The organism is Halapricum desulfuricans (assembly GCF_017094465.1).
In the GTDB taxonomy this organism is placed as follows: Archaea; Halobacteriota; Halobacteria; order Halobacteriales; family Haloarculaceae; genus Halapricum.
The window spans coordinates 1,259,487-1,284,550 of sequence record NZ_CP064791.1 but is presented as its reverse complement, the minus strand read 5'-3'; the positions used below and the strand labels follow the sequence as shown (position 1 = coordinate 1,284,550).

The following is a 25,064-nucleotide window of genomic DNA, read 5'->3' as shown; positions in this document are numbered from 1 at the left end:
CGTGATCCACCTGTATGGGGCTGCTCGATACGATCAGGTCGGTGCTCGGAGCGCGCGAGTCGGAGTCGGCCGAATCGGAGCCGCCCGAATCGAAACCGGAAACGGGCGACGAGCCGGAGCCGGAAACGGGCGACACATCGGCCTCGGAAGCCGCCGACTCATCGACCGAAGCCGCCACGTCCGAACCCGAACACACCGAGCAGCCGGACACTCACGATCCCGACGAAGCGGTCGAAGACGGTCCGGCGGGCGACGAGAGTGACTTCGATCACCTAACGACAGAGACGGTCGACGACGGGCCCGATATGGCCGACGACGCCGCCGAATTGATCACCGAGGCCGAAACGGACGATGCTGACGCAGGTGTGACTGACTCGAGTGAGGTTGACATGGTTCCCGAGGACGACCCCCGAGTCGAGTTCGTCGAGGCCGCGGACGAACTCGCCGGATTCTGGGGCGAGTACGACCTCGACTTCGCGCTGGAGTCGCTCACACGTCTGGACGATCTCGTCGCCGAACAGTGGGACGCGGAGCGATTCGAGGACGTCGAGTTCGGCGACGATGGCTACGACGCGGACGTGTACACCGAGACGGCAACGCAATTAGGCAGCTACTTCGGGGAAGTGCTGGTCCGACAGCACGACGGTACCTGGCAACAGGAGACCGGCACCGGCTGGACGGTTGCCGTCCCGTCCGGGCCCGACAGCGAGGCCGCCGGTGCGACAGTGACCGTGTTCCAGGTCGCCGAGGACTGCCTGACCGGCGAATCGACGTTCACCGGGATGCACGACGCGCTGGCCGATCGACTCAACCTCTCCGGCCGGGCAGGCGACGGCGACACGCCAGTCGACCTCGACCGGGCGGACATCGAGACTGTCGCTTCCGACGGTGAAATCGAGGACGCCGCCGAACGCCTCCGTGCCGGAGCCGAAGACCTCGCGGAGCGGTGGCCGGAGTACGACCTCGATTTCACCGTCGAGTCGCTCGATCGGCTCGATACGCTCCTCGAAACGGAACTCGATCGCGACCGCTTCGTCGACGTGGAACTCGGCGACGAGAGTGATCAGGAATCCATGCTACTGACCGCCCACGTCGTCGGCGTCGCGGGCTATCTCGCGGAGGTACTGCGCCGCCAGCGTAGCGCGGACTGGGACGATATGGGCCGGATGGTCCTGGTCGTCGAGCACGACGACTCCCGAACGCGGATCGACCCGATCGAGGTCGCGATCGCGGCCGTTCGCGCCCGCGGTTCGCTTACCGCTGCCGTTCCCGATGCCAGCCTCGACACCGACGCGTTGTGAACGCTGGCGCAGGCCCTGCCTCGCTCTCCCCGCCTGCACGGGTGGAGATCGCTGGACGAACGGCCAGCGCGCCGTGCTTAACTCTCGGTATACACGATCTGCATCGGAAGTCCTTCGGCGTCCAGCGGCGGTTCCTCCGGAAGCGTCCGGAAGTCGCCGCCGCCGAGTTTCGCGGTCAGCGCCAGTACCATCGCGTCGAGCAGATCGTCGCGGTTCGACGCGCCGATCCGTCGCGCCCAGGTGGGTTGCTCCTCGATGAGCGACGCCTCGAACCGCTCGTAGACGTCCGCAAGCGAATCGTCGACCGATTCCAGGATGTCCAGTCGCGCTTCGATCCCGTCCTCGTCGTGTTTCGACGGCAGGGACCCCTCACCGCCGAGCGCGGTGAAACAGACCTCCGGATGGGATTCGAGGATGACCGACTCCGTATCGACGCCGTCCCGGAGGAGCCGATCGACCTCGCGGATCCGCGGTATCAACCCCCACGCCTGACTCGACAGGCTGTCGCCCCGGCAGTTCTGGTTTGCTTCCTTCGCCCGTTCGTAGGTCCGCGCCTCGACGGCCGCCCGACACGGCGTCCAGAAGACGCTGCTCGCCCGGTCGTCGAGAAACTCCTTCGCCGCGCGGTCGCAGGCCCGGCGCTCGGTATCGGGGAGGCCGATGGGAATGTCGACCAGGATCGCGGTCGCGTCGCGGTGTGTGAACCAGACGCTGTGTATCGAGGGATGCATCGTCGCCGTCCAGCCGTCGCCGTCAGTGGCGACGGTCAGCCACCCGCTCGATGCCCAGTCGACGCCGACGTACGGGGCCATAGTCGCAATTCGGTGGGGACGTTAGTAAATCCCGGCCAACAGTGCTGTCGAGGGTTTTACTTTCGCAGCGACGTGATCGGAAGACGGGAACCAGTGTGATCGTCGTCGCTACAGCGGATTTCGAAGTGTATCACGGGGTCGTCCAGGCGTTGCGGGACCGCAACGTCGAGTTCACGACCGTCGATGCCGATGGGCCGCTGCCGGAGCGCGCATCGCTCGCGATCGTCGGCCCCGGAGAAGCGATCGAGGCACCGACGGACGTGCCGGTCGTCACGGCCAGCCCCGAGACGCCGCGTCGTGCCGTCGAGGACGCCCTCGCCAGACTCCGGGGCGGGGACGGCCGGACGGTCGTCGGAATCGATCCGGGTGAGAAACCGGGGATCGCTGTCCTCGTGGACGACATCGTCGTCGCGGCGTTTCAGGTCCCTGCGGCCGGGGCCGCCGAGGTGGTCGCCCGTGAGGTCGAGGACGCCGTCGACCCGCTCGTACGGATCGGCGACGGCGCGAGACTCGTCGGTGCGCGGATCATCGACGACATCGACGCGCCCGTCGAACTGGTCGACGAGACCGGGACGACCCCGTATCTCGGCAGCGGGGCCCGTGGCATGGGCGACGTGCTGGCGGCGACCAATATCGCTCGCATGGACGGCAACCCGGTCGAATCTCGGGACATCGAGCCCACGGCCGGCGAGATTCAGCGCATCAAGGATCGCTCACGGGAGGAAAGCGAGACCAACAGGGCCATCGACGAGACGCTTGCCCGGCGGGTCGCGGTCGGTGACCTCTCGATCGAGGAGGCGCTGGCCGAACACCGCGAGCGCGAGTGACCGCCCGCATGAAACTCTTTGTCGATCGGCAACGAAATACCGGTAGCGATCGCTCCGGAAGCGCTGACAGGACCGATCCGGATTCAGGAATGACGCGCTACGAGACGTTCGTCGAGAACGGCACGGTGTACGTCGGCTTCGAGCGGCGGCTAGAGATCGGTCCGGTCGGGGAGATCGTCGAGCACGTCGGCGGTCCGGCCTGGACGATACGATACACTGACGAGGAGAAGCAGCGTCACCCCGAGATGGACACCTCCGATGAGGGGCTGACAGTGGACGTGGTGGACATGCTCCAGACGATGACCCACAGCGAGCGGTTCGTCGAGACGCTAGCGGCCCATCCGGCGGAGATAGCAACGGACGATTCCGATGCGATTCCCCCGAGAATGGGTCTGTTCGTCGGAAAGCTACTGGAGAATCTCGAAAACGGGCTGGACTAGTCGGTTCGTCGTTCGCGTGGAGCCGAACGGCGAGACTGCGGGGTCGGAAGCGATTCGAACCCGAGACACATTTATCGCCGGCACTGGAACCAGGGACCATGACTGGAGTCAATCGGGGCCTCGACGGTGTCGCCGTCGCCGAGACGCGTCTGAGCACGATGGACGGCGAGGCCGGCGAGTTGATCATCGGGGGGTTCCCCGTCGAGGAGTTGGCCGACGACGCCACGTTCGAAGAGACGTTGTATCTCCTCTTTCACGACCGCCTGCCGGACGCTGGGGAGTTGTCGGAGTTCCGTACCGACCTGGCCGCACGACGGGAGATCGGCGACGAGGTGCTGGCGGTGCTACAGCGGGCTGCCGACGAGGAGAAGCCGGCGATGGACGCCCTCCGCATGGGAGCTGCCGCCGCGAACCTCGGTGTTGACGGGGACGATCCCGAGTCCGACGCGCTGCGAGTCGTCGCCACGTTCCCGACCATCGTCGCCGCATACTGGCGCTACCGAGAGGGCAACGAGCCGATCGCGCCCGACCCGGATCTTCGCCACGCCGCGAACTACCTCTACATGCTGACCGGCGAGCGACCCGAGGAGAGCGCGGTTCGCGGACTGGAGACGTATCTCAACGCCGTCGTCGACCACGGACTCAACGCCTCGACGTTCACGGCGCGGGTCGTCGTCTCGACTGAATCGGACGTGGTCTCGGCGGCGACGGCCGCGGTCGGGACGCTGAAGGGGCCGCTTCACGGCGGTGCACCGGGACCCGTGCTGGACATGCTCAAATCAGTTCACGCGTCGGACGATCCCGAAGCGTACGTCCGCGAGAAACTCGAAGCCGACGAGCGCCTGATGGGATTCGGCCACCGGATCTATCGCGTCCGGGACCCGCGTGCGGCCGTACTCGAGTCGGCCGCCGAGCAGTTCTACGACGACGATGACGACTTCTTCGAGACGATCACGGAATTCGAAGACGTTGCCGTCGAGTTGCTTGCGGAGTACAAGCCCGACCGAGACCTGGAGACGAACGTCGAGTTCTACACGGCGGCACTGTTGCACGGCGTCGGCGTCCCCCAGGAGCTGTTCCCCGCGACGTTCGGGGTCTCTCGGGTCGGTGGCTGGATGGCCCACGCACTGGAACAGCTGGAGGACAACCGGCTGATCCGTCCCGAGTCCCGGTACACCGGCGACCGTAACCGCTCGTGGACACCGGTCGACGAGCGCTGATCAGCGGAAATCCGAAAGCGTCAACTGCCCGCTGAGACTCCCCTCGTCTTCGATTTCTGGTGGCTGTCCTCCATCCCGTTCGTGGCCGCTTCCGGTGAATCCATCGAGACTGACCTGCTCGCGCTCGGTAAAGGAGAGTTTCGAGACGCGGACGCCGACCTTCCGGACGCGGGCAGTCTCGAACTCGGCCAGCAGATCGAGTGCGATCGCCTCGACCAGCTCCGGATCGTCGACCGGGCCCGACAGCGATCGGGCACGCGTGTTGACGTCGTACGGTGGCGTGACGATTTTGATCCCAACAGTCTGATAGAGCGCACCCTCGCGGGTCGCACGTTCGGCGACCGCCCCTGCGAGCGTCCGAACCCGCTCGCGAACGCGGTCGTGATCGTCGATCGCGTCCGGAAACGCCGACTCCCGCGAGAAGCTCTTGGGGTCGTCCCGGGGCGTGACTGTGCGGGCGTCCTCGCCGCGGGCGAACCGGTAGATCTCTAGGCCCCGCTCGCCGAAGCGGTCGGCCAGCCGGTCGGGATCGGATTCGGCCAGTTCGCCCGCGGTCTCGATACCCATCTCCCGCAACTCGCGGGCAGTGACGGGACCGACGTTGTGGACGGCCTCGACGTCCATCGGCCCCAGGAAGTCCTGCACGTCGCCGGGCTCGATGACGACCAGGCCGTCGGGCTTGTCGGCGTCGCTGGCGATCTTGGCGGCGCTCATCGTCGGTGCGACGCCGACGCTGGCGACGACGCCCACTTCGGCCTCGATGCGGCGTTTCAGATCGCGGGCGAACCGCTCGACGCCGCCCCAGTCGGTGCGGTCGGTCACGTCCAGATACGCCTCGTCGATGCTGACCTCCCGGACGACATCCGCGCTATCGTGTAAGATCGCCTTGACGTCCTCGGCGACCGACTCGTAGTAACCCATATCGACCGGCCGGTAATAGCCCGCCGCCTCGGAGTCGGCATCCGGGTCCTCTCTGGCGACGGCTTTCCTGGGGAGCAACTCCAGTGCCTCCGAGATCGCCATCGCGCTCTCGACGCCGGACTCGCGCGCCTCGTAACTCGCCGTCGCGACCGCGCCGTTGTCCGCGCCGGCCTCGTAGCCCATCCCGACGACCAGCGCCTCGCCGCGCAGTTCGGGCTCGCGCAGTCGCTCACAGGCGGCGTAAAAGCAGTCCATGTCGACGTGACAGACCACCTGCTCGGGGCGACGGTCGGTCCCCGGGAGGCGGCCGCGTCCGGGCATACACGGAGCTATGGCTCGAACGTTGTTACAGTTGCGCTGGCGGGATGATTCGCTAATGCGTATCGAACGGTTCGGAGAACCCCGGCGGTGCGGTGGCCAGTCCACCGCCGGGACCGCGCGGTTCGTCGACGATGCCAATTCCGGACGTTCACGACGGTGGTTCCCGTCGGGAACCCCACGGAACGAGGTTCCACATGCGAGTGAGTGCCACGCATACTTAACTCTATCGCCGGTACCCTCAACTCGCGAAAAAACGGAGACGGTTGGACCGATCAGACCAGCGGATCGACGAGGTCTTCGAGGACAGCGCGCGGGTCGTCAGCCTTGGCAACGCCGCTGGCCAGCAGGACGCCGCTGGCACCCAGGTCTCCGGCGGCGTCGACGTCGTCACCGCTTGAGATGCCGGCCCCACAGAACACGTCGACGTCCTCGTCGACGTTGGCGGCCGCCTCGACTGCGTCGGTGACAATGTCGGGGTCGGCCGTCGCGACCGAGACGTCTCCGCCGATCAGCTCCGGCGGTTCGACGGCGACCGCGTCGGGACCGAGTGCCGTCACGGCACCGATCTGTTCGGGATTGTTCGCACAGACGATCGTCTCCAGTCCGGCGCGTTCGGCGGCCTGCACTGACCCGTCGATGTCAGCCAGTTTCAGGCGGTTCTCGGAGTGGTTGATCAGCGTGCCGTCCGCCCCGGCCTCGGCGACCGTCTCGGCGAGCGTGTGGCCGGTGTTGCTCCCGTAATCGATGGGGTCTACGTGCTGTGCCCAGGTCTCGACACCGGTCTCCGCGACGGCTTCGAGATCCGCGTCCTGGGGTGCGACACCGACTCGGACGCCGCTGTCGTCAGCGACGTCGGCGGCGGCTTGGGCCACCTCGATCGGGTCGCACGGATACGTCTTCAAGTTGACAAGAACGAACATTCCGAGTAAGGGTTCTCAGCCCACCGGAAAATAGATTTCGAGTTTTCTCTCCGGTTGCGAAGGAAAGGTTAAGATGGGGTCGAGACGAACGTCGGTACGGTGGACCCGTGAGCACTTCGCCTGCGGATCGAGGAACGGTACTCGTCGTCGAGGACGAACAACATCTCGCCGATCTGTACACGGACTATCTGAGCGAACGCTACGAGGTCAGAACCGCCTATAGCGGGCGGGAAGCCATCGAAATGCTTGCTGACGACCTCGATGTCGTCTTGCTGGACCGACGGATGCCAGTCATCTCCGGTAACGAAGTGCTTGCCGCGATTGAAGAGGACGGCAACGAGTGTCGGGTCGCGATGGTGACCGCCGTCGATCCGGACTTCGACATCATCGACCTCGGTGTCGACGACTACCTGGTCAAGCCCGTCAGCAAGAACGCGCTGCTGGATGTCGTCGATCGACTGCTGACGATCACCGAGTACAGCGAGCGACTGCAGGAGCTGACGTCGAAAAAGCTCAAACGAAACGTCCTCCAGGTCGAAAAACCGGCGTCGGAACTACGCGAGAGCGAGCGATACGCCGAACTCGAGGCGGAAATAGACCGGCTCGAACGCAAACTGGATGAGCTCTCCGAGGACCTCTCCGAAGAGGACCTGATCAGCAAGCACTGAGCGCACAGACCCGCGTCACGTCGGACGCCGGTGTCGGCCGCGATCAGTCCTTGCGCTCGACGACATCTCCGAGCGTGTACTCGCCCGTCGCGGAGCCGCCCTCCCAGTCCGTGTCCTCGTCTGGGGCCGCTCCCTCCGAGAGGTCGATCCCGAGCTTTTGCTCAAGTTTGCGCTGGACGTCGTCGCTGGGTAGCGTCTCGCCGTGTTCGAGTTTTCGGATCAGACTTGCCTTCTCGTTGAGCTCTTTGGCCAGGTCTTCCTGACTGAGCCCGGCGGATTCACGGGCCGAACGGATCCGCTCGTCGTAGTCCTGGACGACCTCGTCCATCTCGTCGAACATGTCGCGCCGCCGCCCACCACTAGAGCCGCCAGAACCGCCCGAAGCGCCAGAACCGGACGAACCACCGCTTGAACTGCTCGAGCCACTCGACCCCGACGATCCCGTAGAGTACTTCGTACTCGTGGTCGACTGCTCCTGGGTTTTCACTTCGGTCCCGAAGTCAGCACACTCGTCGCAGACCTGTAGTTCCGCTCCCTCGATCTTGACGGTGTTCGGTGAGCTCGTCTCCTTCCCGCACATCTCACACTGAACCATATGCCCCTATTGCCGGTGGCGTAGTATAAAACGTACGCCGCTGGCTGGTACCGCGCCGTCTTGATACCGAGCAGTATCGCGTTGTCGACAACCGATTGCGTGACTGTTCGGTCTCTGAGATACGAAATGAAGAATATCGACACTTCCGGAGTGCCGAGTATCGTCACACAGTAGGGTCCCAGTGCTCGATATCTGTCCCGGAAACATCCTCATTGTTTACCGTTTCCGAACATGATTTACACGTCGGACCGAAACCGCGCCCAATGGCAACCACTGCTGGCGATTCGACGTCCGAGCGCTTCACGACAGCGCTCGATGAACTAGACGTCGGCTGGCGCACAACGACTGCCGAGGCGTTGTCCGAGACGCTCACGGCGTTTCCCGAACCGATCGTCGGTGCCCCGCTCCCGTTCGAAGGGATTTCGTTACCGAACGCGATCACACGGGCAGACGATCCAGAGAGCGTCAAAGCGGCCGCGAGCGGCGTCACGGCCGGCACGCTCGGGATTGCTGACTACGGGAGCGTCCTGATCGAGTCGACGCCGCCCGAAGCCGAGCTCGTCAGCCTCTACGCGGACACCCACGTCGCTGTCGTCCGCGAATCGGATATCGTCGACTCGATGACCGCCGCGCTCGAATCACTCGGGCCGCGTCTGCGCGAAGGGCGGGGGAACGCGATCGTCGCGACCGGCCCCAGCGCGACTGCAGATATGGGCGCGCTCGTCGAAGGCGTCCACGGCCCCGGTGACGTCCACGTGGTGATCGTCGAATGAGCAAGCAATCCAAGCGCGCGAAGGCCGCACAGATCCGCGAAACGATGGCCGCCGAAGGCGAGGCGGTCCAGGAGAACACGAAGGGGTTCAACCAGGGCCGATACGACTCGGTCGCCGATCTGGAGGACTACCAGGGGCTGAAAGACGAAGCGCGCCAGATCAAAGAAGCGGCGATCGAACAGCTGCCGGAGTTGATCGAGCAACTCACTGAGACCGTCGAGGAAAACGGCGGGACGGTCTATCTCGCCGAGGACGAGGCTGACGCCAACGAGTACATCCAGTCGCTGGTAGAGTCGGGCGAGACGGTCGTCAAGAGCAAGTCGATGACCAGCGAGGAGATCGAGGTCAACGAACACCTCGAATCTGCGGGGGCAGAGGTCGTCGAGACCGACCTCGGGGAGTGGGTGCTCCAGCTGGCCGAGGAGGAACCCAGCCACATCGTCGCGCCCGCGATCCACAAGTCCCGGGCGTCGATCGCCGAGCTGTTCCGCGAACGGTTCGACCCCGACCGCCCTCTGGAGACTCCGGAGGACCTGACCGCGTTCGCCAGCGAGCAACTCGCGAGCAAGTTCGACGATGCGGACGTGGGGATGACCGGCGCGAACTTCCTCACCGCCGACAGCGGGACGATGATGCTCGTCACCAGCGAGGGCAACGCCCGCAAGACCGTCGCCGCGACGGACACTCACGTCGCCGTCGCAGGTGTCGAGAAAATCGTCCCAAGCGTCGAGGACCTCCAGCCGTTCGTCGAGCTGATCGGGCGCTCGGGGACCGGCCAGGACATCACCTCGTATATCTCACTGCTGACACCCCCGGTCGACACTGCAACCTTTGGCGATGAGACGATCGAGGGCGCCGAAGACCGGGAGTTCCACCTCGTGTTGATCGACAACGGTCGCATGGAAATGCGCGAGGACGAGCAGCTCCGGGAAACGCTGTACTGCATCCGGTGTTCGGCGTGTGCAAACACCTGCGCGAACTTCCAGCAGGTCGGCGGCCACGAGTTCGGCGGCGAGACTTACACCGGCGGCATCGCCGGCGGCTGGGAGACTGGCGTCCACGGCCTGGACAGCTCCGAGGAGTTCGTCGACCTCTGTACCGGCTGTTCGCGCTGCGTCGAGGCCTGCCCGGTCGGGATCGACATCCCCTGGATCAACACGGTCGTCCGGGATCGGATCAACCGCGGGGCCGACGACCACGCCTACGACTTCCTCGTCGACGGCCTCACGCCGGACGCCGAGTCCGGCGGGATGAGCTACCAGAAACGCTTCTTCGGGAACTTCGTCACCGTGGCGAAACTCGGCAGTCTCTTCGCGCCGGTCTCGAACTGGCTGGCCGACTTCGGACCCAACCGCTGGATCGCCGAGAAACTGCTCGGCGTCGACCAGCGCCGGGATATGCCGACCTTCCAGCGCGAGACACTCAAGGAGTGGGCTGGCGACCGTGACGGTCCGACTGATCCCGATCGGGAGGTCCTCATGCTGGCTGATACCTACACCAACTACATGCACGTCGAGCGCGGGAAAGCGGCCGTCCGGACGCTGGAGGCACTTGGCGTCTCCGTCGAGGTTGCTGATGTCACCGAAAGCGGGCGCGCGGCTCTCTCCCAGGGGATGGTCGAGACCGCGACCAAACACGGCGAGGCAGTCGCCGAGGAACTGCTGCCACACATCGAGGCGGGCCGGGACATCGTGATGGTCGAGCCGAGCGACCTGGCGATGCTCCGGGACGACTACGGCCAGTTGCTCGACGAGAAGACCTACGAGCAACTCTCGGAGAACAGCTACGAGATCCTCGAATACGTCTACGGACTGCTGGAAAACGGCGCAAGTGCAGACGCACTCGCCGACGGTGACGGCGAGGAAATCGCGTATCACGGCCACTGCCAGCAGCGGACGCTCGGGCTGGCGGCCCACACCGAGGCGGTACTGGAAGAACTGGGCTACGATCTCATCACGTCCGACGTCGAGTGCTGCGGGATGGCCGGCTCCTTTGGCTTCAAACAGCAGTACTACGACGTCAGTATGGCCGTCGGCGAGGACCTCCGCGAGCAGTTCTCGACGCCGGAAGCCGAAGGGCGGACGATCGTCGCGAGTGGGACCTCCTGTCACGACCAGCTGACCGATCTGATGAAACAGGACGTTCCGCATCCGATCGAACTCGTCGCACCACTGGAGCGCGCTTAAGCGTATACAGCACATAGAAGGGCCACTATGACATCGCTCCGCGCGACGGCCGGCCGTTCCGGACTGGTGCTCGCCGCCATCGCACTGCTGTGGACGGCCGTCCGTCCGGCCGCTGCGCACGTTCGATACGTCACCGAAGATCCGCCCGATGACGGCCTGGAGTTCACGATCGGAGTGCTGACCGAACCGGCCAACGCCCTCCTGTTCGGGGGGACTGGCCTGCTCGCCGTCCTCGCCGTCGGCGCGTATCTGCTGGTCCGGCCGACAGTGCCCGACTTCGAGGTGCTCCAGTCGGCGCTGGCGGAGTATCTCACGTACGTCCCCTGGATGCTTCGGTTGAGCCTCGGCCTCCCGCTGGTCGGGGCGGGCTTTATCGGCTATCTTTTCAGCCCGAGCGTCCGGACCGCCGACGTACTCACGGCGACCGGGCAGGCTCAGGCCCGGATTCTGCTGATCGGGATCGGATTTTTCCTGCTGTTCGGACTGGCGACGCGGCTGGTCGCGCTGGTCGGGCTGGCAACTTACGGCGTCTCCGTCGCGCTGTTCCCGACGACGTTCCTCGCACTCGAGTACGTGCCGGGGTTTCTCGCGATCGCGCTGCTCGGGAGCGGCCGGCCGAGTGCCGATCACCTGCTCAGCCGGCTCGCGAGCGCCCCGGGGACCTACTACAGCCGCGTCGATCCGATCCATCGCCGCGCCGAACGACTCCGACGGCGGATCGATCCCTACACCACGTACGTCCCGACCGTCCTCCGGGTCGGTCTCGGGGCGACGTTCGTGTTACTCGGACTCGGCGAGAAGCTCCTGCAACCGGGCCCGGGACTGGCGGTCGTCGCCAAGTACGACCTCACAGCGGTGATCCCGGTCGATCCCGGCGTCTGGGTCGTCGGTGCGGGGCTGGCCGAGATCGCGTTCGGGATCGCGCTGCTCCTCGGACTGCTGACCCGTGCGACCGCGGCCGGGGCGTTCGTCCTGTTCACGGTCACCCTGTTCGCGCTACCGGACGATCCCGTGCTCGCGCACATCACGATGTTCGGACTCGCGTCGGCGGTGTTCACGCTCGGGGCCGGACCGCTCTCGATCGACGACTGGCTCGAATCGTCGGTCGAACCCGATCGGCGGGCCACTTCGGAGGGGCGCGGGGAGACTCGCTCCGGGTGACATCCTCCCCGCCGTAAACGGAGAGGGATCGAAGATCCCTCAGGCAGTCGGGCGTAGCCCGACGACGGCGGGATTCTCTCCTCGCAGAAAGATAGCCCGGTCGTGAACGACAGGGACCTTTCTTTATCGTCGGGCGTCGATATGCACGTATGACCACCTACGACGCCGGCGACATCACCCTGCAGAAGATCCGTGAGTACGTCTGGGAGATCCCGAGGGAAGGGGAGATGAACGTCCCCGCTCGTGTGCTCGCCAGCGAATCGCTCCTCGAGGAGATCAGTGACGACAGGACCCTCGAACAACTCAAGAACACGACACACCTGCCCGGCATCCGGAAGTACGCCGTCTGTATGCCCGACGGTCACCAGGGCTACGGCTTCCCCGTCGGCGGCGTCGCCGGAATCGACGCCGAGAACGGCTGTATCTCGCCGGGAGCTGTCGGATATGATATAAATTGCGGCGTCAGAATGATTCGGACGAATATGGCCTATAGCGACGTCGAAGGGCGAGAAGAGGAACTCGTCGACGCACTATTTGACGCTATTCCGTCAGGTCTCGGTGGCGGCGGGATTTTCGAGGGCTCCCGAGACGATATCGACGAGATCCTGGCGGACGGCGTCGAGTGGGCGTTACGGGAGGGATATGCCGTCCCCGAAGACCTCGCCCATTGCGAGGACGAGGGCAAGCGGCCGGATGCCGATCCCGATGCAGTCTCACAGAAGGCCAAGGACCGCGGCAAAGCACAGGTGGGCTCGCTCGGTTCGGGGAACCACTTCCTGGAGGTCCAGCGAGTGACCGATATTTTCGACGAAGACGTCGCCGCGGAGTTCGGCCTTCGGGAGGAGCAGATCGTCGTGTTGATTCACTGTGGCTCGCGGGGGCTGGGTCACCAGATCTGTACGGATTACCTCCGGGAGATCGAACAGGCGCATCAAGGCCTGTTGAACCGACTGCCCGACAAGGAACTGGCGGCCGCGCCGGCGGGGTCACACCTGGCCGAGGAGTACTACGGGGCGATGTGTGCGGCGATCAACTTCGCGTGGGTCAATCGGCAGTTGATCACTCACCAGGCCCGAGCGGTCTTCGAGGACGTTTTCGACCGATCGTGGGATGACATGGGGATGGAGTTGCTGTACGACGTAGCACACAACATCGCCAAAAAGGAGACCCACACCGTCGATGGGGAGGACGTCGAGCTGTACGTCCACCGGAAGGGCGCGACGCGGGCGTTCCCGGCGGGTCGGCCGGAACTGCCGCCGGCTTACGCCGATGTGGGCCAGCCGATCATCATCCCGGGCAGTATGGGTGCGGGCAGCTACGTGCTTCGCGGGGGCGAGCGATCACTCGAAGAGACGTTCGGCTCGACCGCCCACGGCGCGGGACGGTTGATGTCCCGGACGGAAGCGAAAAACACCTACTGGGGCGAGGACGTCCAGGACGAACTCCGGGATCAACAGCACGTCTATGTTAAGGCAAACAGCGGTGCGACCGTCGCCGAGGAGGCCCCCGGCGTCTACAAGGATGTCGACGAGGTGGTGAACGTCTCGGACGCGCTGGGAATCGGGGACAAGGTCGCCCGGACATATCCTGTCTGTAATATCAAAGGCTAGATACCGCTCGTCCCGTTCCAGGTGTCGAGGACAGTTGCATCGCCGGATTCCGGGTCGATGTAGACGATCCGCAGGGAATCCTGGGAGCCGACAGGCTCACCGTACGCGCCGGTTTCGCCGACTCGGACCGGAACCGAGTCGGGGCCGACCGTCGTCGATTCGCTGACGCTCGCAAGCTCCGACCAGCGTGCGGACGCGTCGTCCGGTCCCTGAACCGAGAGGTTTCCGGCTGCGAACGTGTCTCCGCCGTCGTGTTCGATGAGAATGTACTGGCGGTCCTCGTTGTAATCGAAGCTGAACTGTGCCTGGGGGCCGGACTGCTCGTTCTCCAGAAAGAGGACGCTCGATCCGATCGCAGTTACTATCCCGATGACGATCACGATCAGCACGACGGCACTGGCGAGTTCCGAGACGGCGCGCCGGTCCGCCCTCGGACTGGAGTCGTGCATGCGTTGGGGGTTCGGTGGCCCAGTATATAAGCGCCGCCCTACAGATAGCGGTGTGCTCGCCCGGAGATGTCGGTGCCGTTAAACCCGTGAGTGTCGTATGGCTGAGTGAAATGGTCCGTGACCCGTTCGCGGACGAGGACGCTCCTGACCTCCAGGACGTGCTCGATGCACTCGACGACCCCGAATGCCGGGCGATCATCAGTGAGCTCGACGAACCGATGACCGCAAGCGAGATCTCCGATGCGAGTGACATCCCGCTGTCGACGACCTATCGGAAACTCGAATTGCTGACCGAGGCATCACTGCTCAGTGAGGGTGTCGAAATCCGTCCCGACGGTCAGCACGCGAGCACGTACGAGCTCGACTTCAAGGAGGTCATCATCGGGGTGACGGACGATCAGGAGTTCGACGTCTCGATCGCCCGCCGTGCGCGGACGGCCGACGAGCGCCTGGAGAACCTCTGGTCGGAGGTGCGCAAAGAAACATGAGTCCACACACGTATACGCTCCCGCCAACCGCCATCGCATTCAAGACGCTGACGCTGATCCTCGGGGGCCTCATCACGTACTTCTCGTACCGTGCGTACAAACGAACTCGGGCGCCGTCGCTGCGAGCGCTCGCGATCGGCTTCGGGCTCGTCACGACTGGATCGTTACTGGCAGGCGTCTCGAATCTCCTGTTGAACCGGTTTATCGACGTCCCGATCTACGTGAGCCTGACGATAGAAAGTGGACTCACGATGATCGGGTTCGGCGTGATTGTCTACTCGCTGTACACGCAGAAGTGACCCTGGTGCGGCCACGTCCGGAAACGTGTCCGCTCGCGCGAGAAACGGGTTCCAGCGGTGTCGGCTCCGAGTGGGTTGCGGGTGACTGCGAGCAGTGACGAGTGAGGGGGTCGCTATTCCCGTCTCCTGGTAATGCTATCAGGGTATATCTGGAATCGATGCATACGGGATGGTAACTGACTCATGTACGGAAGTACGTCGCTCCTCGTCGCGGCCGAGACGGTCATTTTCGTCTGTAGCGGGATGCTCGCCTCCCTCTCCTATCGTGCGTACCGGCGTCGGCAGTCGCGTGCGCTCGGTGCGTTGTTCGGGGGGATGGCGTTCGTGGCTGTCGGCGCACTCTTGGGTGGAGCACTCATCAGTCTCAACGTCGCACAGGCCGTCCACGCAGCCAGCGTGAGTGCTACGTTCGTCGCGATCGGTCTGCTGATCGTCACGTATTCGATGTACGTCGGTCGCCAGTCGCCCCCGTCACCCCGGTAACAGTGCTAATCAGCGGTTTTTGTACGAGCTGTCGATACCGAAGAGCACCCGAAAACCCTAATCGGACGTGTGCCCAACGGAATACTGAACAGATCGATCCGCAGTGGTCGATCGACCTGCCATGAGCGAGGGCGAACACAAACTCTACGACGAGCGCGGGCAGTTCATGCAGGCCGTCAAGGACGGCCGCGAGATCCGCGACGCCGACTGGACGACCTGTCGCGTGGTCCTGACGACCGACCGGGTCGTGTTGATCGGCGACGAGAAGCGCTCGGTCACGATCGACGCGCTCGAACAGGTCAACGACCGATTCGACGTAAACCAGGCCGCGGCCGTCGAGGGGAGCTATACCGCCCTCAAAACGGAGGGGACGGTCTTTCTCGTCACGACGCCCGATCAGGGTGCGTTCGAGACGGCACTGTACAAGGCCTCGCTCAACAACGGCATCCTGCTCGTCCAGCATCCGGCCGTCGAGGGCGGCGTGATTCAGGACGTCGAGTGGACCAAAGCGAAAGTGAAGATCTCCGAAGAGGCGATCCGTCTCGCGGTGGCCGACGGACAGAAAGTCACGATCGACCGAAACGACATCGGCGACGTAGACACCGACGAGCGGACGATCGACGGCCAGGACCGAACCGTCTACGAGGTCGAACACACCGAGGACGACCGCAGCGTCGAGACGCACCTGACCGGCGAGCCCCACCACACCGCCGTCATGGGTGCGTTACTCGAGGAGGGAGTCGAGCGCCACCGGGCGAACCTAGATCTCGACGGCGTGGAAAAACAGGTCATCATGGCCTTGCACACGGGCGTCTCACCGTTCGACATTCCCGAATTCGTCGATCGGGACGTCGAGCGGGTCGAGGAGATATTCGACCGACTGATCGAATACGACGTCATCGAAGTCGAGCGCGAGCGGACCGAGGTCGCGCTGACACCGGAGGGGAGGCAGGTCGCCGGCGAGACGATCGGCGACGGGTGAATCAGACGCGGGACGTGGCCTCATAGTGATTGTTGTAAGTCCGTTCCGGGTCAACCGCACGACTCCGTGCGGTTGCACCGGTAAATCGTTACAGCAATCACTATCAGATCTTTCGGAGATGCCGTAACACGTGCAGCAGTTGCCGGCCGTGGCCCCACGCGATCCCGCGTGGCTTCGCTATCTCGCGGGTCTCGATCGGCACCTCGCCGATCCGCGCGCCCTTCGCGGTCGCTTCCAGAACGAGCGTCCCACAGGTACAGGTCGTATCCAACGCCAGTTCGACCGCTAGCTCACGCCGGAGCGCTCGCAATCCCGTCCCCGAGTCGCTGACGGGCACTTTGAGCCGGGTGAGAGCGTTGAGAAAGCGCTCGGACGGGCGCGGCACGTGTGATCGTGCACCCAGTACCAGATCCAGATCGTGGGTGTCGATCGGTTCGGCGACCCGTGCGACATCCGCCGGCCGGTGCTCGCCGTCGGCGTCGTAGGTGACGACGGTCTCAGTGTCGGCCTCGCGGAACCCTCGTTTGAGCGCCGCGATGTATCCCCGGTTCGTCGGTTGCTCGACGACCCGTGCGCCGGCGTCTCCGGCTTCGGCGACCGTCCCGTCGGTCGAACCGTCGTCGACGACCAGCACGTCGTAGTCCTCGATCAGTTCCTCGACGACCTGTCCCACGCGACCGGCTTCGTTGTACGCCGGGATGACGACGGTTACGTCGTTCATATTTGGTCGTGTACGGCAAGCGAATTATACGTGACGGAGGAGCGATAGGTGAACGTACGCTGCCACCGATATCGGCGCCAGAATTGTGTTTTCACCGCAATTCTTTACCGGTGGGGCATCGAAATGACAGGTATGAGTGAGACGTTTCTGATCGTCGGCGGCGACGCGGCGGGGATGAGCGCGGCAAGCAAGGCCAAGCGCGACGATCCCGACCGCGAGGTCGTCGTCCTCGAACGCGGCGAGTGGGTCTCGTATGGGGCCTGTGGCCTGCCCTACTACGTCAAGGGAGAGATATCGGACCTCGAGGACCTGGTGGCGGTCACGCCCGAGCGGTTCATCGACGAGCGGGACATCGACCTGCGGATGGGCCACGAAGCGACGGCGATCGACACCGACGAGCGGATCGTCACCGTCGAGAGCGACGCGGAGACCTACGAACAGTCCTACGATGACCTGCTGATCTCGACCGGGGCGCGGGCGCTGGAACCGCTGATCGACGGACTGGATCTCGAAGGCGTGTTCACGCTCCACAGCATGGACGCCGGCCGGGAGATCAAGTCCTACGTCGAGAACGAGGACCTCGACCGGGTGGCAGTTATCGGCGGTGGCTACGTCGGCATCGAGATGGCCGAGGCATTCGAGGCCCACGATCTGGACGTGGCGCTGTTCGAGATGCTCCCGCAGGTTCTGCCCACCTTCGGCGAGAGCGTCGGCGAGGCCGTCGGCGACGAACTGCGCGAGCAGGGCGTCGATCTCCGCCTCTCGACACAGGTCGATCGCCTGGTCGGCGACGGAACGGTCGAGGCCGTCGAAACCGACGACGATTCGGTCCCAGTCGATGCGGTACTCGTCGGGGCAGGCGTCGTGCCCAACGCCGAAATCGCCGACGACGCGGGGATCGAACTGGGCGAGACGGGCGCGATCGCGACCGACGAATACGGGCGGACGAACGTCGAGGACGTCTACGCTGCCGGTGACGTCGCGGAGATGACCCACACGGTGACCGGCGAGCCCGACCACGTGCCGCTGGCGCTGACGGCCAACCGCGCCGGCCGGGCCATCGGTCAGACCGTCACCGGAACGGAGACGCCAGTGGGAGAGATCGCCGGGACAGCCGTCGTCAAAGCGTTCGACCTCGCGGCCGCTCGAACCGGGATCACCGACGAGCAGCGGGCCAACGAAGCCGGGTTCGACCCCGTGTCAGTGACGATCGACGCCCCGTCACGGGCTCACTACTATCCGGGCGGTGACAAGCTGGAACTGACGATGGTTGCCGACCGGGAGACCGAGCAGGTGCTGGGCGCGAGTATCGTCGGCCGGGAGGGCGTCGCAAAGCGGATCGACACCGTCGCGACAGCGCTGCACGAGGGGCTGACTGTCGAGGACGTCGAGTATCTCGATCTGGCTTACGCTCCGCCCTTCAGCCCAACCTGGGATCCGGTGTTGACGACGGCGAAGGTGCTGAACGGGAAATTGGGGTAGTCGTTCGAGCGCGTGCGATGTCGAGACGGCGACTCTTGTGGCGAACAGAGAGCCACTACCCGAGGTGTGCCAGTGAACGAGGAGTGACAGGTAAGAAAAGCTATTTGGCGTCACGCGTTGTCATTCACAATGAACCATGAAGAAGTTGATCAACGATCCGGAAGACGTCGTAGACGAGATGCTAGACGGGATGGAGGCAGCCTATCCCGACCGACTACGCCGGCTCGACGGGACGAACGTGATGGTACGATCGGATGCACCGGTCGACGGGAAAGTCGCAGTTGTCAGCGGCGGCGGGTCGGGCCACGAACCGACACACGCGGGCTACATCGGTGACGGCATGCTCGACGGTGCGGCCGCAGGCGAAGTGTTCACGTCGCCGACGGCCGACGAGTTGAGCGAGATGCTCCAGGCGACCGACTCGGGCGAGGGCGTCCTCTGCGTAGTGAAAAACTACGAGGGCGACGTGATGAACTTCGAGACGGCCGCCGAGATGGCCGAGATGGAGGGCGTCGAGGACGTCGAACAGGTCGTCGTCAACGACGACGTCGCCGTCGAGGACTCGCTGTACACGTCCGGCCGGCGCGGCGTCGCCGGGACGATCCTCGTCCACAAGGTCGCGGGCGCAGCCGCCCACCGCGGTGAGGATCTCGAAGAGGTCGCACGGCTCGCCGAGAAGATGATCGACAACGTCCGGACGATGGGGACGGCCCTGACCTCCTGTGTCACGCCCGAGAAGGGCGAGCCGACCTTCGACCTCGGCGAAGACGAGATCGAACTCGGGATCGGGATTCACGGCGAACCCGGAACCGAACGGGTCGACATGATGCCAGCCGACGACATCGCCGAAGAGTTGACTGGTGAGGTGCTTGACGACCTCGACCCCGACGAGGGTGACGAGGTCGTCACGATCGTCAACGGCATGGGAGGGACGCCGCTGATGGAACTGTTCGTGCTCAACCGCAAGGTCCAGGAACTGATGGACGAGCACGGCCTGGAGGTCTGGGACCCCATGGTCGGCGATTACATGACCTCTCTGGACATGATGGGCGCGTCGATCACGGTCGCGACTGTCGACGACGAACTCAAGGAGTTGCTCGCCTACGAGGCCGATACCCCGGCGCTCAAGCGCTGAGCGCCGTCGAATCGCGCATCCCCCCGACCCACTCACCGATTTTTCGCGCCCTACTGACGAATACGGACGATCCCGCGCTTGAACACCCGCTGGTTCGGGATGATGTGCTCGACGTCGTCGCTCTCGACGTGCGTGACGAAGACGTTGATCTCCTGGACGATTCCGCGCGTGCCGTCGATCTCCACCTCGTCGCCGATGCCATAGGGCTGGGAGAGCAGCAGATAGACACCGGCAGCACCGGCGGCGAGCAGATCTTTGAACGCGAGTCCGCCGAGAAAGACGAGACCGAACGCGTAGACGGCCAGCAACACGAGCAGGGCGGCCGTAGTCACGCCCAGTTGCCCGAGCGCGATGAGCGCGGCGATGTAGAAGATACTGTACTTGACGAGTTCCGGAATGAGCGATACCTCGGGGAGCTTGATGCTCTTGAGCCGGTCGCTGACGACGAGTTTGGCCTTATCGCCGACGACGAGGCCGAGGATGACGGCCAGGGCGGCGACGAACAGCCGCGGGAGCAGCGTCGTGAATCGAATCCAGAAGAACTCGGTGTCGACCAACTGGGTGACGTTCAGCGCGAGAATGACACTGAGGAGATACACGGCCAGCGCCGCCAGCTGCGAGAGAATTCCGACCGTCGAAAGGCCCAGGTTGTTGACTGTCCGCTCGAACAAGGTCCCTTCGACGGCGTCGTCGACACCCTGTCGGCGCAGGAAGTTCGTCGTGCCGCGCCAGACGAGATAACCGGCCACGGCCCCGACAAACAGTGTCAGCACTGCGACCGCGACCGCGCCCCGTTCCGAGAAGAGCGATCTGATCAGCGCCGGGAGGTCGACCTGCGCGAGTATCATCAGTAGTCCTCCGGATCGAGTTCCAGGATCAGCTCACCGCTTTTGAACGCCCGGACGAGTCCGTCGCTCTCGCTGAGCACGATCGCGATAGCGTTCGTATCGCGGGTGACCGCCCCAGCGGCCATGTGTCGGGCTCCCAGTCCCTTCGGGATGTCCACGCCTGCGGCGGAGGGTTCGAGATACCGGTAGGCGGAGACGATCTTTCCCGAGTCCGAGATCACGAACGCGCCGTCGAGCCGCGAGAACTCCTTGAGCATGACGTTGACGATCGGGTCGCCGACGTGGACGTGCGATTTCTCGAAGGGATTGTAACTGAGCGGCCGTGACTTGTTCATCACTTTCCCCGCGTCGCCGACGACGAACAGTGCCCCGACCGGCTTGCCCTTCTGTCCCTTCTTTCCGAGTTCGACTGAGACTTCGAGGACGTTGCGCACCACTGACGGGTCGGCCCGCGAGTTCGCAAACAGGTCGTAGACACCCGAGTCGGAGAAATCGCCCGCACGGACACGCATCACAGTGTCCATGTCGTCGCCGAAGCTCCCCAGAACGCACAACAGCTCCATCTCTTCGTCGAGTTCGTCCTGTCCGAGCGCACCCTCGACGCCGAACCGGATTCGTTCGGTGGGGTCCCGAAACTCCAGTGGTAGCTCGACGAACACGTCGGCGTCGACGGTGTTTTCGGCCCCGATCACCACGACTGGCTCGTCCGCGTCGGCGAACGTGCTGTACAGCGACGAACTCGGCGAGAACAGACAGATACCCTCGACGTCGTCCGCGAACGCATCGAGGAAGGTTCCGACAGCGGTCATTGTCTTACCAACTCAGTCGACAGAAAAAAGGATTTCGACGGCGTCTGACGTTCATTCGCTGAAGCAGTAGAAGTAATCCGAGAGCGGATTGTATGCAATTATGACCACCACCGACCGTCATCGATCGACGGGATAACTGTCAGCATACTGTATTATACTTTGTGACGGACTGTCGAATATTCCGTGAATCCGTCGAAATCAGGTAAGATGGATGGAATACGATCGTTTACATCTGTTTGTTGTAGGTTGTCATTCGCGCCGCCAATGAGGTAAGTATTTCCGGGGGCACCCCAAACTTTCGATGATACGATGGGTAACCTAGAAACGCTGTTTTCACCGGAACGTGTGGCCGTGATCGGTGCGACAGAGAGCGAAGGGGCCGTCGGACGCTCCGTGATGGAGAACCTTCTTGATGGATACGAAGGCGATGTCGTCCCGATCAACCCGAACGCCGACAAGGTACTCGGTCTCGAAGCCTACGATAGTATCACTGATGTTGCCGGGATCGACCTCGCTATTGTCGTCGTCCCGCCACAGATCGTCAACGGCGTGCTCGAGGAAGCCGGGGAAGCCGGTGTCCGGGACGTCGCCGTGATCACTGCCGGATTCGGCGAGTCCGGGAGCGAAGGGGCTGCCCGCGAGCAGGAGATGCAGGAGATCGCCGAGAAGTACGACATGAACCTCGTCGGTCCGAACTGTCTCGGCGTCATCTCGACGCCCGTCGGTATGAACGCCACGTTCACCACCAAGTCCGCACTCGAAGGCTCGATCTCCTTTATGAGCCAGTCGGGTGCGTTCATTTCTGCTGTTCTCGACTGGTCGAGCGACCACAACATCGGATTTAAAGACGTCGTCTCGCTCGGTAACAAGGCCGTCCTCGACGAGGGCGATTTCATCGAGCACTGGGGAGACGATTCCAGTACCGATGTCATTCTCGGCTATCTGGAGGACATCGAGAACGGCCGGGAGTTCATCGAGTCCGCCCGCAAGGTGACACAGGACACGCCGATCGTCGTCGTCAAGTCCGGCCGCACCGAAGCCGGCGCTTCGGCTGCGTCCTCTCACACCGGTGCGATCGCCGGCAGCGAACGCGCCTACGAGGCGGGTCTCCAGCAGGCGGGCGTCATCCGTGCCGAAAGCGTCCAGGAGCTGTTCGATTACGCCTCGATCCTGGAGGGCCAGCCCCTGCCCGACAACGACGAAATCGCCATCGTGACCAACGCCGGCGGTCCGGGCGTGATGTCGACCGACGCGGTTGGCGATTCGGGTCTGCAGATGGCATCGTTCACCGACGAGACCCTCGAATCCCTCGAGGAGTCGATGCCCGAAGAGGCCAACATCTTCAACCCCGTGGACGTGCTCGGTGACGCGCCGGCCGACCGGTACGAGCAGGCGCTCGACATCGTGCTCGAGGACCCGAATGTCGGTTCGGCGATCGTCGTTGCTTCACCCCAGTCGATCGACTTCCGGGATCTCGCGGAGGTCATCGCCGAGAAACAGCAGGAGTACGGCGCCCCGATCGCCGCCAGCCTGATGGGTGGCGAAACTGCTCGCAACGCCAAAGACATCATCGACGAGGTCGGCGTCCCGACCTATTTCGATCCCGCTCGCGGCGTCAAGAGCCTCGACGCACTGCGGGAGTACAGCGAGATCAAGACGACCGACTACGGTGTTGCCTCCGACTTCGACGTCGACCGCGAACGCGCTCGCGAGATCCTCGAACGGACCAAAGAGCGCGAGACGAACAAACTCGGCATCGAGGCGATGGATCTGCTCGACGCCTACGGAATCCCCACGCCAGACAGCGCTATCGTCACGGACAAGCAGGCTGCCGTCGAGGCCGCCAAGGAGATCGAGGGCAACGTCGTCATGAAGATCGTCAGCCCGGACATCCTCCACAAGTCCGACATCGGTGGCGTCGAGGTCAACGTCGCCGTAGAGGAGGTCGCATCGACCTACGACGACATCATCAGCCGGGCGCGCAACTATCAGCCCGACGCCAATATCCTGGGCGTACAGGTCCAGGAGATGGCGGATCTCGACGCCGGTACGGAGACGATCGTCGGGATGAACCGCGACCCGCAGTTCGGACCGCTCGTCATGTTCGGTCTCGGCGGAATCTTCGTCGAAGTCCTGGAGGACGCGACCTTCCGGGTCGCGCCTGTCAGCGAGGACGAAGCCAGCGATATGATCGACGAGATCGACTCGGCACCGCTGCTGCGCGGGGCCCGCGGTCGGGACCCCGTCGACGAGAACGGCGTCATCGAGACGATCCAGCGGATCTCACAGCTCGTGACAGACTTCCCACAGATCCTGGAGCTGGATATCAATCCGCTGGTCGCGACACCCGACGGCGTCGAGGCCGTCGACATCCGCGCGACGATCGACCACGAAGAGCTATAATGAGTTACAGATAGACGAAGAACTATAACGATTCACACACACGGATTACATTATGGACCCAATAGTTGTCACCTCCACGGAAGCGGCGACCGGCAAGACGGCCGTCAGCCTCGGAATCGCCCAGCTAGCCAAGGCAGCGGGCCACAGCGTCGGTTACATGAAGCCCAAAGGCACGCGCCTGCAGAGCGCGACCGGCAAGACCCGCGACGAGGACCCGATGCTCGCGCGCGAGTTGCTGGACCTCGATGCCGAGATGCACGAACTCGAACCGATCGTCTACACGCCGACGTTCATCGAGGAGGCCATCCGCGGGCGAGAGCAGCCCGAGGAGCTTCGCGAGCGCGTCCTCGAGAACTACGAGAAACTGGCCGAGGATCGCGACCTGATGGTCGTCGAGGGGACCGATCGCCTCTCGACCGGTGGGATCGTCGATCTCACCGATCCCGAGATCGCAGAGATGATCGGCGCGAACGTCGTGTTGCTGTCCCGCTACGACGAGGCCGACGATGTCGACGAGATTATCGCCGCGGCCGAGCAGATCGGTGACAACTTCGCCGGCGTGCTGTTCAACGCCGTGCCGGACAGCGAACTCGACCAGTTGACGACCGACGTGGTCCCGTTCCTGGAGAGCCGCGGGATCGACGTGTTGGGCGTCATGCCTCGCGTCAAGGAACTGGCCGGGATGACCGTCGGCGAACTCGCCGAGCGCCTCGGCGCGGAAGTGCTGACGACCGACGTCTCGACGGACGTGTTCATCGAGCGGTTCTCCGTCGGCGCGATGTCCGCCGAGGGCGCGCTCACGCAGTTCCGGCGCACCCAGAACGCCGCGATGATCACCGGCGGCGACCGCTCGGAGATCGTCACCGCGGCGCTGCAGGCGTCCGGCATCAAGTGCATCATCCTCGGGGGCGGCTTCCGCCCGACCGGTGCCGTTCTCGGCGAGGCCGAGAAGCGCGGCGTCCCCGTGTTGCTGTTGCAGTCCGATACTCGCATGGCGATCGACCGTGCCGAAGACGTCCTCCAGAGCGGCCCGACTCGGAACCCGGAAACGGTCGATCGCATGGAAAAACTGCTCGAAGATCACGCTGACGTCGATCTCCTGATCGGCGAATAGGGCGAGAGGTACCGGGATCTCGATTTCGTATTGCCTGTTTTGCGCCGCTAGTCTTAACCGGGCCCCACACATCTTGACACGTATGCACATCACATC

The 25,064-nt window shown here is 64.1% G+C and carries 25 protein-coding genes; 17 read left to right on the top strand and 8 right to left on the bottom strand.

Annotation, left to right across the window (positions count from 1 at the left end; all coding sequences use genetic code 11):
• Window positions 1-14 precede the first annotated feature (14 nt).
• On the top strand, window positions 15-1,301 hold the full coding sequence (locus tag HSEST_RS06535) for a hypothetical protein (protein WP_229122889.1): 1,287 nt from the start codon (window positions 15-17) through the stop codon (window positions 1,299-1,301).
• 77 nt (window positions 1,302-1,378) lie between these two features.
• On the opposite strand, the gene HSEST_RS06530 is transcribed toward HSEST_RS06535, so the two are convergent.
• Complete coding sequence (locus HSEST_RS06530; protein ID WP_229122888.1) at window positions 1,379-2,113, bottom strand: DUF429 domain-containing protein; 735 nt, start codon at window positions 2,111-2,113, stop codon at window positions 1,379-1,381.
• 95 nt (window positions 2,114-2,208) lie between these two features.
• On the opposite strand from HSEST_RS06530, the gene HSEST_RS06525 reads away from it, so the two are divergent.
• From HSEST_RS06525 to HSEST_RS06515, 3 genes are all read left to right on the top strand, one after another.
• Window positions 2,209-2,940 carry a hypothetical protein gene (locus HSEST_RS06525; RefSeq protein ID WP_229122887.1) on the top strand — a complete coding sequence of 244 codons (732 nt, stop codon included), beginning with the start codon at window positions 2,209-2,211 and terminating at the stop codon, window positions 2,938-2,940.
• 89 nt (window positions 2,941-3,029) lie between these two features.
• Window positions 3,030-3,380, top strand: a complete 351-nt coding sequence (locus tag HSEST_RS06520; protein WP_229122886.1) for a hypothetical protein — start codon at window positions 3,030-3,032, stop codon at window positions 3,378-3,380.
• Between the two features lie 98 nt (window positions 3,381-3,478).
• Window positions 3,479-4,600, top strand: coding sequence for a citrate synthase/methylcitrate synthase (locus HSEST_RS06515; protein ID WP_229122885.1), 1,122 nt, complete (start codon window positions 3,479-3,481; stop codon window positions 4,598-4,600).
• Here the strand turns inward: HSEST_RS06515 and dinB are convergent, their stop codons facing one another.
• Window positions 4,601-5,842, bottom strand: a complete 1,242-nt coding sequence (gene dinB, locus HSEST_RS06510) for a DNA polymerase IV (protein ID WP_229122884.1) — start codon at window positions 5,840-5,842, stop codon at window positions 4,601-4,603.
• Between the two features lie 272 nt (window positions 5,843-6,114).
• Window positions 6,115-6,762, bottom strand: a complete 648-nt coding sequence (tpiA, locus tag HSEST_RS06505; protein WP_229122883.1) for a triose-phosphate isomerase — start codon at window positions 6,760-6,762, stop codon at window positions 6,115-6,117.
• A 107-nt stretch (window positions 6,763-6,869) separates the two neighbouring features.
• On the opposite strand from tpiA, the gene HSEST_RS06500 reads away from it, so the two are divergent.
• Window positions 6,870-7,430, top strand: a complete 561-nt coding sequence (locus HSEST_RS06500) for a response regulator (RefSeq protein WP_229122882.1) — start codon at window positions 6,870-6,872, stop codon at window positions 7,428-7,430.
• A gap of 43 nt (window positions 7,431-7,473) precedes the next feature.
• Here the strand turns inward: HSEST_RS06500 and HSEST_RS06495 are convergent, their stop codons facing one another.
• On the bottom strand, window positions 7,474-8,025 hold the full coding sequence (locus HSEST_RS06495) for a multiprotein bridging factor aMBF1 (protein WP_229122881.1): 552 nt from the start codon (window positions 8,023-8,025) through the stop codon (window positions 7,474-7,476).
• Window positions 8,026-8,288: 263 nt separating this feature from the next.
• Between HSEST_RS06495 and HSEST_RS06490 the strand changes: the two genes are divergently transcribed.
• From HSEST_RS06490 to HSEST_RS06475, 4 genes are all read left to right on the top strand, one after another.
• Entirely contained in the window at window positions 8,289-8,798 is a 510-nt protein-coding gene (locus HSEST_RS06490; protein WP_229122880.1) for an LUD domain-containing protein, read from the top strand.
• A complete protein-coding gene (locus tag HSEST_RS06485; protein WP_229122879.1) occupies window positions 8,795-10,984 on the top strand; it encodes an LUD domain-containing protein in 2,190 nt (729 codons plus the stop codon). The genes HSEST_RS06490 and HSEST_RS06485 overlap by 4 nt, the downstream gene beginning before the upstream one ends.
• A 27-nt stretch (window positions 10,985-11,011) precedes the next feature.
• Entirely contained in the window at window positions 11,012-12,145 is a 1,134-nt protein-coding gene (locus tag HSEST_RS06480) for a DoxX family protein (RefSeq protein ID WP_229122878.1), read from the top strand.
• A gap of 149 nt (window positions 12,146-12,294) precedes the next feature.
• Window positions 12,295-13,755 (top strand): RtcB family protein, encoded by a 1,461-nt coding sequence (locus HSEST_RS06475; protein WP_229122877.1) that lies wholly within the window; start codon window positions 12,295-12,297, stop codon window positions 13,753-13,755.
• Here HSEST_RS06475 and HSEST_RS06470 read toward each other — a convergent pair.
• Window positions 13,752-14,204 carry a type IV pilin gene (locus tag HSEST_RS06470; RefSeq protein WP_229122876.1) on the bottom strand — a complete coding sequence of 151 codons (453 nt, stop codon included), beginning with the start codon at window positions 14,202-14,204 and terminating at the stop codon, window positions 13,752-13,754. The two genes, HSEST_RS06475 and HSEST_RS06470, sit on opposite strands and share 4 nt — an antisense overlap.
• 110 nt (window positions 14,205-14,314) lie before the next feature.
• On the opposite strand from HSEST_RS06470, the gene HSEST_RS06465 reads away from it, so the two are divergent.
• From HSEST_RS06465 to HSEST_RS06450, 4 genes are all read left to right on the top strand, one after another.
• Complete coding sequence (locus HSEST_RS06465) at window positions 14,315-14,692, top strand: transcriptional regulator (protein WP_229122875.1); 378 nt, start codon at window positions 14,315-14,317, stop codon at window positions 14,690-14,692.
• Window positions 14,689-14,991 (top strand): DUF7521 family protein, encoded by a 303-nt coding sequence (locus HSEST_RS06460; protein ID WP_229122874.1) that lies wholly within the window; start codon window positions 14,689-14,691, stop codon window positions 14,989-14,991. The genes HSEST_RS06465 and HSEST_RS06460 overlap by 4 nt, the downstream gene beginning before the upstream one ends.
• A 183-nt stretch (window positions 14,992-15,174) precedes the next feature.
• Window positions 15,175-15,474, top strand: a complete 300-nt coding sequence (locus tag HSEST_RS06455) for a DUF7521 family protein (RefSeq protein ID WP_229122873.1) — start codon at window positions 15,175-15,177, stop codon at window positions 15,472-15,474.
• 121 nt (window positions 15,475-15,595) lie between these two features.
• A complete protein-coding gene (locus HSEST_RS06450; RefSeq protein ID WP_229122872.1) occupies window positions 15,596-16,456 on the top strand; it encodes a CheF family chemotaxis protein in 861 nt (286 codons plus the stop codon).
• A gap of 103 nt (window positions 16,457-16,559) precedes the next feature.
• Here HSEST_RS06450 and HSEST_RS06445 read toward each other — a convergent pair whose 3' ends face one another.
• Window positions 16,560-17,177 carry a glycosyltransferase family 2 protein gene (locus HSEST_RS06445; RefSeq protein WP_229122871.1) on the bottom strand — a complete coding sequence of 206 codons (618 nt, stop codon included), beginning with the start codon at window positions 17,175-17,177 and terminating at the stop codon, window positions 16,560-16,562.
• Between the two features lie 132 nt (window positions 17,178-17,309).
• On the opposite strand from HSEST_RS06445, the gene HSEST_RS06440 reads away from it, so the two are divergent.
• Together HSEST_RS06440 and dhaK are read left to right on the top strand one after the other, a co-directional pair.
• The gene (locus HSEST_RS06440) at window positions 17,310-18,659 is read left to right on the top strand and encodes an FAD-dependent oxidoreductase (protein WP_229122870.1); all 1,350 of its coding nucleotides are present in this window, start codon (window positions 17,310-17,312) and stop codon (window positions 18,657-18,659) included.
• Between the two features lie 136 nt (window positions 18,660-18,795).
• The gene (gene dhaK, locus HSEST_RS06435) at window positions 18,796-19,794 is read left to right on the top strand and encodes a dihydroxyacetone kinase subunit DhaK (protein ID WP_229122869.1); all 999 of its coding nucleotides are present in this window, start codon (window positions 18,796-18,798) and stop codon (window positions 19,792-19,794) included.
• A gap of 50 nt (window positions 19,795-19,844) precedes the next feature.
• Here dhaK and HSEST_RS06430 read toward each other — a convergent pair whose 3' ends face one another.
• Together HSEST_RS06430 and dacZ are read right to left on the bottom strand one after the other, a co-directional pair.
• Entirely contained in the window at window positions 19,845-20,642 is a 798-nt protein-coding gene (locus HSEST_RS06430; RefSeq protein ID WP_229122868.1) for a mechanosensitive ion channel domain-containing protein, read from the bottom strand.
• Window positions 20,642-21,451, bottom strand: a complete 810-nt coding sequence (dacZ, locus tag HSEST_RS06425) for a diadenylate cyclase DacZ (protein WP_229122867.1) — start codon at window positions 21,449-21,451, stop codon at window positions 20,642-20,644. The genes HSEST_RS06430 and dacZ overlap by 1 nt, the downstream gene beginning before the upstream one ends.
• Before the next feature lie 309 nt (window positions 21,452-21,760).
• On the opposite strand from dacZ, the gene acs reads away from it, so the two are divergent.
• Both acs and HSEST_RS06415 read left to right on the top strand, forming a co-directional pair.
• A complete protein-coding gene (acs, locus tag HSEST_RS06420) occupies window positions 21,761-23,854 on the top strand; it encodes an acetate--CoA ligase alpha subunit (protein WP_229122866.1) in 2,094 nt (697 codons plus the stop codon).
• Between the two features lie 52 nt (window positions 23,855-23,906).
• The gene (locus HSEST_RS06415) at window positions 23,907-24,968 is read left to right on the top strand and encodes a phosphotransacetylase family protein (RefSeq protein ID WP_229122865.1); all 1,062 of its coding nucleotides are present in this window, start codon (window positions 23,907-23,909) and stop codon (window positions 24,966-24,968) included.
• The last annotated feature ends 96 nt before the right edge of the window (window positions 24,969-25,064 follow it).

What these genes read in the sequence shown, in the direction of transcription:
- HSEST_RS06445 (WP_229122871.1), bottom strand. Translation starts at nt 17,177, where the DNA reads ATGAACGACGTAACCGTCGTCATCCCGGCGTACAACGAAGCCGGTCGC.
- HSEST_RS06460 (WP_229122874.1), top strand. Translation starts at nt 14,689, where the DNA reads ATGAGTCCACACACGTATACGCTCCCGCCAACCGCCATCGCATTCAAG.
- HSEST_RS06490 (WP_229122880.1), top strand. Translation starts at nt 8,289, where the DNA reads ATGGCAACCACTGCTGGCGATTCGACGTCCGAGCGCTTCACGACAGCG.
- HSEST_RS06530 (WP_229122888.1), bottom strand. Translation starts at nt 2,113, where the DNA reads ATGGCCCCGTACGTCGGCGTCGACTGGGCATCGAGCGGGTGGCTGACC.
- dacZ (WP_229122867.1), bottom strand. Translation starts at nt 21,451, where the DNA reads ATGACCGCTGTCGGAACCTTCCTCGATGCGTTCGCGGACGACGTCGAG.
- HSEST_RS06515 (WP_229122885.1), top strand. Translation starts at nt 3,479, where the DNA reads ATGACTGGAGTCAATCGGGGCCTCGACGGTGTCGCCGTCGCCGAGACG.
- HSEST_RS06535 (WP_229122889.1), top strand. Translation starts at nt 15, where the DNA reads ATGGGGCTGCTCGATACGATCAGGTCGGTGCTCGGAGCGCGCGAGTCG.
- HSEST_RS06415 (WP_229122865.1), top strand. Translation starts at nt 23,907, where the DNA reads ATGGACCCAATAGTTGTCACCTCCACGGAAGCGGCGACCGGCAAGACG.
- HSEST_RS06520 (WP_229122886.1), top strand. Translation starts at nt 3,030, where the DNA reads ATGACGCGCTACGAGACGTTCGTCGAGAACGGCACGGTGTACGTCGGC.
- HSEST_RS06450 (WP_229122872.1), top strand. Translation starts at nt 15,596, where the DNA reads ATGAGCGAGGGCGAACACAAACTCTACGACGAGCGCGGGCAGTTCATG.
- HSEST_RS06440 (WP_229122870.1), top strand. Translation starts at nt 17,310, where the DNA reads ATGAGTGAGACGTTTCTGATCGTCGGCGGCGACGCGGCGGGGATGAGC.
- HSEST_RS06495 (WP_229122881.1), bottom strand. Translation starts at nt 8,025, where the DNA reads ATGGTTCAGTGTGAGATGTGCGGGAAGGAGACGAGCTCACCGAACACC.
- HSEST_RS06475 (WP_229122877.1), top strand. Translation starts at nt 12,295, where the DNA reads ATGACCACCTACGACGCCGGCGACATCACCCTGCAGAAGATCCGTGAG.
- HSEST_RS06485 (WP_229122879.1), top strand. Translation starts at nt 8,795, where the DNA reads ATGAGCAAGCAATCCAAGCGCGCGAAGGCCGCACAGATCCGCGAAACG.
- dhaK (WP_229122869.1), top strand. Translation starts at nt 18,796, where the DNA reads ATGAAGAAGTTGATCAACGATCCGGAAGACGTCGTAGACGAGATGCTA.
- HSEST_RS06430 (WP_229122868.1), bottom strand. Translation starts at nt 20,642, where the DNA reads ATGATACTCGCGCAGGTCGACCTCCCGGCGCTGATCAGATCGCTCTTC.
- dinB (WP_229122884.1), bottom strand. Translation starts at nt 5,842, where the DNA reads ATGCCCGGACGCGGCCGCCTCCCGGGGACCGACCGTCGCCCCGAGCAG.
- HSEST_RS06465 (WP_229122875.1), top strand. Translation starts at nt 14,315, where the DNA reads ATGGTCCGTGACCCGTTCGCGGACGAGGACGCTCCTGACCTCCAGGAC.
- acs (WP_229122866.1), top strand. Translation starts at nt 21,761, where the DNA reads ATGGGTAACCTAGAAACGCTGTTTTCACCGGAACGTGTGGCCGTGATC.
- tpiA (WP_229122883.1), bottom strand. Translation starts at nt 6,762, where the DNA reads ATGTTCGTTCTTGTCAACTTGAAGACGTATCCGTGCGACCCGATCGAG.
- HSEST_RS06455 (WP_229122873.1), top strand. Translation starts at nt 15,175, where the DNA reads ATGTACGGAAGTACGTCGCTCCTCGTCGCGGCCGAGACGGTCATTTTC.
- HSEST_RS06480 (WP_229122878.1), top strand. Translation starts at nt 11,012, where the DNA reads ATGACATCGCTCCGCGCGACGGCCGGCCGTTCCGGACTGGTGCTCGCC.
- HSEST_RS06470 (WP_229122876.1), bottom strand. Translation starts at nt 14,204, where the DNA reads ATGCACGACTCCAGTCCGAGGGCGGACCGGCGCGCCGTCTCGGAACTC.